The 431-nt window shown below is 72.6% G+C and carries 1 pseudogene; it reads left to right on the top strand.

The features are described from left to right. Positions 1–431 (top strand): annotated as a pseudogene (locus tag FL311_RS43700) (hypothetical protein); the annotation flags it as partial.

The following is a 431-nucleotide window of genomic DNA, read 5'->3' as shown; positions in this document are numbered from 1 at the left end:
GTGGGGCTGGGCGCGGACTACCTGTCCTCGAAGGTGGACATGCGCGCGCGCCTGGAAGGCCGCGTCCAGCGAGGAGGCTTCCGGCAGGGCGCCTTCGGTCCCGACTACGAGCTGGCGCGCTTCCGGGTGGCGGGCCCGGACGCCGTGCCGCAGGCGGACGCACCGTTCCGGGATGGAGCCTCGGTACATGGCGAGGTGCTCTTCCACTGGGATGCGGAGAACCTGAGTGTCCTGTGGCGGCGGCACTTCCGCCTGTCGATGGGCGCGGAGGTCTTCACCTGGGGACGGGTGGACGTGGACGGCCGGCTGGAGACGCAGCTGTTCCACCGGAACCTCTCGGTGGGGGTGGGCGGCCTGGTGGTGGGCGCGGGCCAGCCGGGAGCGCGCTACCTCGTGTCGGGTGACGCGCGGTGGCGCTTGCTGGGCGGGAT

The sequence above is a fragment of the Myxococcus sp. AB025B genome, from assembly GCF_006518215.1.
Taxonomy (GTDB): domain Bacteria; phylum Myxococcota; class Myxococcia; order Myxococcales; family Myxococcaceae; genus Myxococcus; species Myxococcus fulvus.
This window is presented reverse-complemented; position numbering and strand designations above follow the sequence as displayed.